This window comes from Arsenicibacter rosenii, assembly GCF_001870735.1.
GTDB lineage: Bacteria > Bacteroidota > Bacteroidia > Cytophagales > Spirosomataceae > Arsenicibacter > Arsenicibacter rosenii.
Window position 1 is genome coordinate 1 of the sequence record NZ_MORL01000248.1, and the last position, 530, is coordinate 530.

Annotated in this window: 2 protein-coding genes; both read right to left on the minus strand. The window is 44.0% G+C overall.

Annotated elements, in window-relative coordinates; translation table 11 throughout:
• A partial coding sequence (locus BLX24_RS31100; protein ID WP_143092980.1) for a hypothetical protein occupies positions 1-235 on the minus strand: 235 nt, incomplete at its 3' end.
• A 142-nt stretch (positions 236-377) separates the two neighbouring features.
• On the minus strand, positions 378-515 hold the full coding sequence (locus BLX24_RS34250; protein ID WP_510185443.1) for a hypothetical protein: 138 nt from the start codon (positions 513-515) through the stop codon (positions 378-380).
• Positions 516-530: the final 15 nt, after the last annotated feature.

Below are 530 nucleotides of genomic sequence, written 5' to 3' on the forward strand. Positions count from 1 at the left end.
CTTTGATGACATCCTTCCGATACGAAAAAACAATCTCCGTTTTTTGCTCAATAACATTCAGCAAGGCTTTCAGCGTAGTGTTTTTCAGCGAGATGGATACCTTTTCCTGTAGTTTCTCCTGGGCCAGCAATGGGTCGGCCAGGGCCATGTTGACCAGCAGGCAAACCAGCAGCAGTTGCGACACACTGATTCTCATAAGAGCGGTAAACTCTTTTTTGGTAAATAAAAATGGCATACTTTCGGTACGTTTTGTTTGGGAAGACAAGACAATGATGCGCAGGCGTGCCACAAACACACCTGTTCGCAGGGGAATGATGTTGGTAGCATCATTCCTTTTTTGGGTTTTACGAGTGCTACATACGCGCCGTGTTTAGGGATTATCGACAACCTTTTGATTCAATAATTATCTGAGCATCAATAATTTTATAGGAGGCTCCGAGCGTCTGGCAGATCACATCCAGCTGGTTATACAGTGATTCCCCGTTAATGGTAGTGGTGATATAGCATTCCGACAGTACATCTTCATTAAA